This window comes from Allocoleopsis sp. (assembly GCF_036703385.1).
Lineage (GTDB): Bacteria > Cyanobacteriota > Cyanobacteriia > Cyanobacteriales > Coleofasciculaceae > Allocoleopsis.
In genome coordinates, this window is sequence record NZ_DATNPA010000243.1 from 1 (window position 1) to 7,757 (window position 7,757).

A 7,757-nucleotide genomic window follows, 5' to 3' on the forward strand; every position below is an offset into this window, starting at 1 on the left:
GGTAAAATTAGCCGTTCTTGGAGAGCTTTCCACAGGTTAAGGGCAGTTTCTTCAGGCGATTTTTCATCAACAATCGCCAGCGTTGCTAAGTCAAATTGGTTGCCAATACAGGCTGCCAATTTCAACACGTTCTGGGTATGGATGGGCAGCTTTTGCAACTGAACTGCCATAAATTCAACCACATCCTCGGTTAAAGCCAGTGCCCTCACCGTAGCAATGTCGCATTGCCATCCGCCCTTACTTAGGGAGGACTCAGGGGGGGCAAATGTAATCAGTCCATCTTCATGCAATGATTTGAGGAACTGATTGCTAAAGAAGGGGTTGCCTTTGGTTTTCTGTTGTACCAGTTCTGTTAAAGGAACTGCCCGCTCCGGCGAACAATTTAGGGTATCTGCAATCAAGCAATTCAGAGAAAGGGTATTAAGGGGTGCTAATGTAATTTGATTGACTGTCCCCTCGGCTTTACGAATCTCATCCAATGTCAGCATTAAGGGATGTGTTGGATTCACTTCGTTATCCCGATAAGCTCCGATGAGTAACAGATAGCGCCCAGAAGCCTCGCCCATCAACAATTGCATCAACTTTAAGGAAGCAGAATCTGCCCATTGCAAGTCATCCAAGAAAATCACAAGGGGATGCTCTTTGGTGGTAAATACCCGGATAAACTTCCTAAATAGAAGATTGAAGCGATTTTGAGCCGCACTCCCATCTAGTTCGGGTACAGGGGGTTGCTGACCAATCAAAAGTTCTAATTCAGGAATGACATCAATCATCACCTGGCCATTCTCACCCAAAGCCTCCAATATTTTGGCTTTCCACTGCACTAGAGTGGTGGTACTTTCAGTGAGCAATTGCCGTATCAGATTCTGAAAGGCTTGCACCCACGCGGAAAACGGAATATCGCGTTTGAACTGGTCAAATTTCCCTTTGATGAAGTAACCTCGCTGCCGCACAATGGGTTTGTGGACTTCATTGACCACCGCTGTTTTGCCAATCCCCGAAAAGCCAGCGACTAGCATCAGTTCGATTTGGGATTCCTCAATCTCGGCGTCTTCTCTCCCAGCTACTCGATCAAACGCCGCTAATAGGGTTGCGACTTCAGCTTCTCTACCGTAGAGTTTTTCTGGAATAACGAAGCGATCGCAAATATCCCGCTCTCCTAGGGTAAACTGGCGAATGCGTCCTGTGTCTTGCCATTGCTGCCGACAGAGTTCCAAATCATATCGCAGCCCAAAAGCTGTTTGATAGCGTTCCTCAGCGGTTTTTGCCATCAATTTCATCACGATGTCATTCACCATCACCGGGATAGAGGGTACAAGCTGGATTGGGGCCGTGGGAATCCTGGCAATGTGACAGTGAACTAACTCCATTGGGTCGGTGGATTGAAAAGGGAGTTGCCCAGTCAATAATTCGTAAAAGGTAACCCCTAGCGAGTAAAAGTCTGTACGGTAATCGATTCCCCGATTCATTCTTCCTGTTTGTTCGGGGGACATATAAGCCAAGGTTCCTTCTAATACATTCGGATTTTGGATTTCCTGGTTCTGTTTGGGTAAAAGGGAGGAAATGCTGAAGTCTATGACTTTTACTGCTTTCGTTTCAGGGTTGATTAAGATATTCTGGGGTTTAATATCTTTGTGAATAATTCGGTTTTTAAACAATCCTTCAAGAGTTTGGGTAACCTGAATGGCGATGTTAAAAAATTCGCTGAGGGAAGGAGTTATGGGTGGTTGAGACGCCTCAGAGAATCCTGCTTGCCTCCTTTCTCCCCAGTCTTTGAGGGAAACGCCGCCAATATCTTCCATCACCAGAGCAAAACCATTATGGTAGTTGACGAGAGCGATGGGTTTAACCAGCCCTGGTAGGTCGAGATTTTTGGCGATCGTATACTGATTGCGAAACTGCATCAGTTCATTGAAACTAGGATATTCACTCTTGAGCAGTTTGATCACAATGGGTTTTTGGGAAGACTCACAACGTCCCCGATAAACCCTGGTTCTTGCTCCGTCGTAGAGTTGCTCAATAATGGAATAGCCGGGAATCGTTACCAAAGTGCTAGTCATGGAAAGCTTTTGTTCAGGATTTTCAGAAAAACTACAAAATATTTCCGCTGCACCCTTAACAGTAAATCAGGAAGGATTGCTCTTCTAAATACATATTGCAGCCAAAGCTGTAATACGCTATCAGTCTAAACTCAAATGAGTGGGGTAACAATGATCGGTTACTCTGAATTTTCACGCCATGAGGAAAAGCTCACTCTAAACCTAATCCCCCAATCTCCTTTCCTACTAGGGAAGGGGGAGAATTCTAAGCCACTCTCCTACAAGGAGAGTGGTTTCCCACATCCCGTGAAAAGTTAGCTGTTCATCCCCCAATTCAGAAGGGTTGAGAAACCTTCATGCCTCTTAGCATCACTAGAGCTTAACTTTATATTCTCTCGTGGTCAGATTTTATAGGCCTAAGCTCTTGTGCGGAAGTTTCTCCGTAATCCGTAAATAGGCGTAATTTACCTTCCACTTAGTGGAGGCAATCGAAACTTATTGGGTTGTTAAATTGAGAGTCTATCCGGTTGAAGCGCTTAAGGGCATTCCTGTGGCCTAGCTGATGGTAGCAGCAGAGTCAGGAAAAACTTGACGAAGAATATACTATTTGTAGTATTATTATTTCATTAATACTACAAAGCAGACTGGTAGAACCATATTGTAAGTGACGCCAGCGCTGCTTGATCGGGAGCATCATGGCAAAATTTTGGGATATCCTCAATTACTACCGACCTTACTGGGGCATCTCTATCTTTAGTATTACTGCCGCCAGTATCTTTGAAATTGTCGATCTCGTTGTGCCTTATGTAATCGGACAAATTCTGAACGTCTTGTCGGGACAAAGGTTGGATAAGCCTGTACAAGGTCTGGTGGAGAGTGTTGCGGCGGTGACCCAAAATCGCACCGACTCATTATTTTCCTTGGCAGTGCTATTGGGATTGATTTTCCTAGTGACCGTCGTGAGAGCGCCACTACAAGTGTGGCTGAGTAATTGGTTTCATTGGGCGATCGCACTTCGTGCCCGTCGCGATCATACCCAAAAAGCTCTGGAAAAGATTCTCACGCTTCCTCTGGAATTTTACGACGAAAACAACCCTGGACGAATTGCCGGACGAGTTGCCAGAGGGGTTGCCAACCACACTTGGACGTATCCAGAAATTGCAGGACAGCTAATTCCTAAACTCTTCCGAGTATTAGGCATCTTTGTGATGATCTGGTTGATCGAATGGCGCATCGCCGTGTTGTTTTTGATTTCCTTTATCGTTATCTTGAGCTTCAGCCTCAAAGACTTGATAAAACTGATAGCCAAAGAAGAAATCCTTGATAAACACCAGGAGAATACCGAAAGTCGCACGTCAGAAATTGTCACCAACATCAAAACCGTCAAAGCCTTTGCTACCGAGGCGTCGGAACTGAAACGACAGCGCGATCGCTTAAATCGTGAACTCAAGGTCGTCTTGTACAGCATCCATTTAGGTTACATCAAACTGGCTACTTGGCAAAGAGCCGTGATTCAGGTTTGTGTCTTTAGTGTACTTGCGCTGACCTTAATGGCAACCGTACAAGGACAGATTTCGTTGGGGCACTTTGTGACGACGTTAACGGTTTCCAGCATGGCGTATTCGGAGTTAGAACCGATTAATAACCTTGCCGAAGTCTTTGCGCGTCGTTATGCCTCGATACAGCGATTTCATGAGTTTATGGAACGCCCAGCGGGTAGGGATGCGGCGGGTATTGCTCTGTATGCAGAGGATAGGGCAAAGTCTTATGAATTTACCGGCAAAATCGAGTTTTCTAATGTGAGTTTCAGCTATGACTCCAGACGCCCAGTGTTACAAGATGTTCAGCTTTTAATTGAACCTTATCAAACCGTAGCACTGGTAGGGCGATCGGGTTCCGGTAAGTCTACGCTGGTGAAACTGTTGTTCCGGTATTTTGAACCCCAACAAGGTTGCATCTTGATGGATGGGATAGACATCCGTAATTTGGATGTTACAGGTTACCGGAAGCGGTTGGCGATCGTTCACCAAGAAGTGGATATCTTTAACGGCACACTGCTGAATAATCTCACCTACGGTAACCCTAAGGTTAGCTTTGCCAAAGTGCAAGAAGCTTGTCGTATTGCCAGAGTGGATGAGGTGATTGAGCAACTGCCCCAAGGGTACTACACCGTTGTAGGTGAACGAGGCGTTAGGCTATCGGGCGGACAACGACAGCGCTTGGGAATTGCTCGTGCGCTGTTGGTAGAACCTGATGTTCTGGTTTTTGATGAGGCGACTTCTAGCTTGGACTACGAGTCGGAACGTTCCATTCAGTTAGCGATGAGAAGTATCCAAGGTACCTGCACCACGATTATTATTGCCCACCGATTAAGTACGGTTCGGGATGCGGATAAAATTGTGGTTCTTGAGCAAGGACGAATTGTGGAAGTGGGCAATCATGAAGAATTGTTGCGCCACGAAGGAATTTATCGGCGTCTGCACTCGCTGCAAGAAACTGGTGAGCTGATTTAAGGCTGAATATCGAGTTGATGATGAGTTTCATGAAAATTTAGAGGTGGGGTTGGAGATACGAACACTTACCCAATACTTTTGACCACACCTCAACTCGACTTAGTTGAACCCCTGGCGTTCATCTCCACTCTCCCTGTAGGCTAAAAGCAGCCCAGTAATAGGGCTGGTATTTTAACATTGAAAGTTGCGCCTCTCTAAGTGCTTGAGCTGGTGGTAGCTTTTTCGTAAAGATTCCTTGGTAAAATTGTTGCATTAGTTCTGGAGTCGCTTCATCCTTCACGTTCCACAAACTGACCACCACCCGCTTCGCTCCAGCATACATAAAGCCACCGGTTAGACCGACCAAACCTTCTCCCTTAATTTCTGTTCCCAAACCCGTGTGACAGCCACTCAGCACAACTAGGTCGCTATTGAGTTTAAGATTGAAAGTATCTGGCGTAGCTAGCAAGCCTCTCTGCAATTCTCCCTGCTCATTAACGCCAGACAGAACTATCCCAGAACGCTCTGGATTCTGGCTGTCGAGTATGCCGTGGGTAGCAAAATGCAGAATACGATACGGGCTTAAATCAAGGTTAGTTACCGTCTGACGACTAGCTGCAAAATCGATGAATTTGTTTAGTCGAGCAGATGCAGGATTGGATTGAGAAACCAAGGAGAAAATCTGTTCGGCTTCTCGACGAGTACCGGGTAGGCGCGGATAAAATCTCTCTGGGTTAAGGCGTTGGTTGGCGTTAGGTGGCGTTGAGGACAGTTGCTCCACACTTGAAGTTACCTTACCACTGAGCCGCTCATCCTGTCGATCAAAGACTGGATCGGCAAAAACAGCTAACGTCTTCGTTGGAGAAGAACGCTTATCTGGATTTCGCCTGAGGTAGGTTAAAAGTGATGCCGAGGGAATGTTAACGATCTCATGGTTTTCCAGTAAGAACTTGGTGGGAACGGTATCGCTAGAAGCTCCTCCTGGTTGAGGAACTGGCAATGCACTGAAGGGAATGTAGTTGAGAATGCCATCACCTACAATCAATAAGCGTTTTCGTCCCAGTTGTTTAGCCACTGGTTCTAGCAGTATTCGACGGAGAGCCATACCAGCGGCGGCGGCGTTTTTTTCTTGTATTCTCTCGGCGGGTTCAGTCAAAAACTTGTAGAACTCACCTGCTGCTTTCTCTATGTCAGCTCGCTTGGGCAGTGAATAGGACGAGATGCCAGTTGCTGTCACAGCCCAAAGATAGCTGCGTTCCTCGCCTAGATCATACTCTAGGAGTACTGTATCGTCTGATAATTGCTTCTGGATCGTCGTGATCGCCTGGGTTTGGCTCTCCTCATTTTGAATACGGCGATCGCCTTTATTCAACAGTGCGCGGAGACTACGAGCGCGGGAATGCTCACTAGCTTGTAGTGCCTGTACATCATACCCCTTGGTGTGATTTTGATCATGTAGCTGCATCAGTAAATCAATGTAAAACTCCTGGTACTTTTGTTTTGAGGCAAAATAAGATGCCAAGTTAATGTAAGACTTGTAAACGTTTGGCTGCACGCTGGAAGGGTCAGGCGATCGCAGTTGGTGGTCGGGAAGTACTAAACCGAGAATTAGTCTTGGGGATTGGGACTCCAGGTTTTTCACTGACAAAGAATAGTAGAAGCGCTCTCGGTTATTTGAAGAGCTTTGTGGAGATTCGATACTATTCAGTGCAGCCTCGATCGAAGTTTGAGCCTGATGAAAATTGCCGTGCTGTCGCTCTACCTTGGCAATTCCAAAATAGGATTCAGCAGCTTGAGAAGAATCTCCTCCGGACAGTTGCAATGCGTGTTTGAAGGCATCGAGTGCAGGCTGGTACTGACCCGAATCTACGTAAGTTTGCCCAACGAGGTTGAGTGTGTCAGCCTGTCTGGAAACATTTCCACTAGCCTGCCACAAGCTCTGCGCTCGGTTAAAGGACTCTATCGCTTTCTCTTTTTGATTGAGGGCGGAAAGAACTTTACCAATCGAGTCGAGTGCTTCCGCCTGTTCTCGTTCATAGTCTGAACCGTCTGGCCACAACTTTAGTGCTTTGTTGTAAGAGTCAAGTGCTTGCTGTAGGGCTTTGTTGTCAGACTCAGGCGCTTGCTGTTCCTTACCTAATTCAAAATAGGCATTGCCGAGATTGCTCCGGAGAGTCGCTTCTACCCCACGATACTGAGGAGAACTTGGCCATTGTCCTAGCACCCGCTTGTAAAAGTCTACCGTCTGCTGTTTACTACTTGGATCGGAAGAAAGGATTTGCAAGATATTGCCCAATCTAGAATCTGTCGAAGCGGGTAAAGAAGCCATTAATTTTTGATGAACCTGATCATTGTAATTAGAGGCTTGTTCGTTTCGACCTGCATCCGAATAAACCGCACTGATCGCATGTAGAATTGCAGCATCAAATAATCCAAAAACACTTGTTCGCTCTTGGTTATTGTTGTTCCCATAGATTGGCTGCCACCATTGTTGTGCTTCGTTGTTATTGTTGTTTCCATAGAATGCTAACCACCGTTTTTGTGCTTGGTTGAGCGAGTCGAGAGCTTGCTGATAATCACCTAGCAAACGGTAAGTTTGACCCAGGTTAAGAAGCGTCATAACTTCCCCAATGCGAGGATTCATATTAGGTTTAGCAATCGTTTCTTGGAGAGTGCTAGAAACAAGTGAAACTAGCTCAGAATTAGAATTCACATCTAAATCGCCTAGAGAATCAGATTGTTTCTGGCTGATTTGCCATTGCCGCAGGGCTTGGTTGTAGAAGTTAAAGGCTTGTTCGCGATTGCCTAGTATGTAATAGGCATTGCCAAGATTGTTCAGCGCCAGAGCTTTTAGAGACGGTTTATCTAGCTTATCCAGAAACGGTAGAGCTTGGTTGTATAAATCGAGCGATTTCTGGTAATTGGCTGACGCTTCATAGACATCGCCGAGTCGGTTGAGCGTGAGAACTTCTAGGTCAGGTTTATTGAGGTTCTGAAGGATTGACAGCGACTGTTCGTAGAACTTGATCGCCTGTTCTCGGCTATTGGAAAATTTGTAAATACCTCCAATTCTATTGAGTGTAAAAACTTGTTGCACTGGATTTCTCATCAATTGGAGTGCTTCTTGATATTTGGCGATTGCTTGTGGCGGATGTTCCTGCTCTAACGATTCTGCTTCTTTAAATAATCTATTTGCTTTTTCCTGGCTCCTCTGAAGTTCTAAGTC

3 protein-coding genes are annotated in these 7,757 nt (G+C 45.9%); 1 reads left to right on the forward strand and 2 read right to left on the reverse strand.

Features of this window, described 5'->3' with window-relative positions; genetic code table 11:
• Positions 1 to 2,060 (reverse strand): serine/threonine-protein kinase PknK (locus V6C93_RS11825; RefSeq protein ID WP_333476858.1); only part of this gene is annotated, 2,060 nt, incomplete at its 3' end.
• Between the two features lie 674 nt (positions 2,061 to 2,734).
• On the opposite strand from V6C93_RS11825, the gene V6C93_RS11830 reads away from it, so the two are divergent.
• The gene (locus V6C93_RS11830) at positions 2,735 to 4,552 is read left to right on the forward strand and encodes an ABC transporter ATP-binding protein (RefSeq protein ID WP_333476859.1); all 1,818 of its coding nucleotides are present in this window, start codon (positions 2,735 to 2,737) and stop codon (positions 4,550 to 4,552) included.
• A 118-nt stretch (positions 4,553 to 4,670) separates the two neighbouring features.
• On the opposite strand, the gene V6C93_RS11835 is transcribed toward V6C93_RS11830, so the two are convergent.
• Positions 4,671 to 7,757 (reverse strand): CHAT domain-containing tetratricopeptide repeat protein (locus V6C93_RS11835; RefSeq protein ID WP_333476860.1); only part of this gene is annotated, 3,087 nt, incomplete at its 5' end.

Coding starts and splice junctions, on each gene's coding strand:
- V6C93_RS11830 (WP_333476859.1), top strand. CDS start 2,735: ATGGCAAAATTTTGGGATATCCTCAATTACTACCGACCTTACTGGGGC.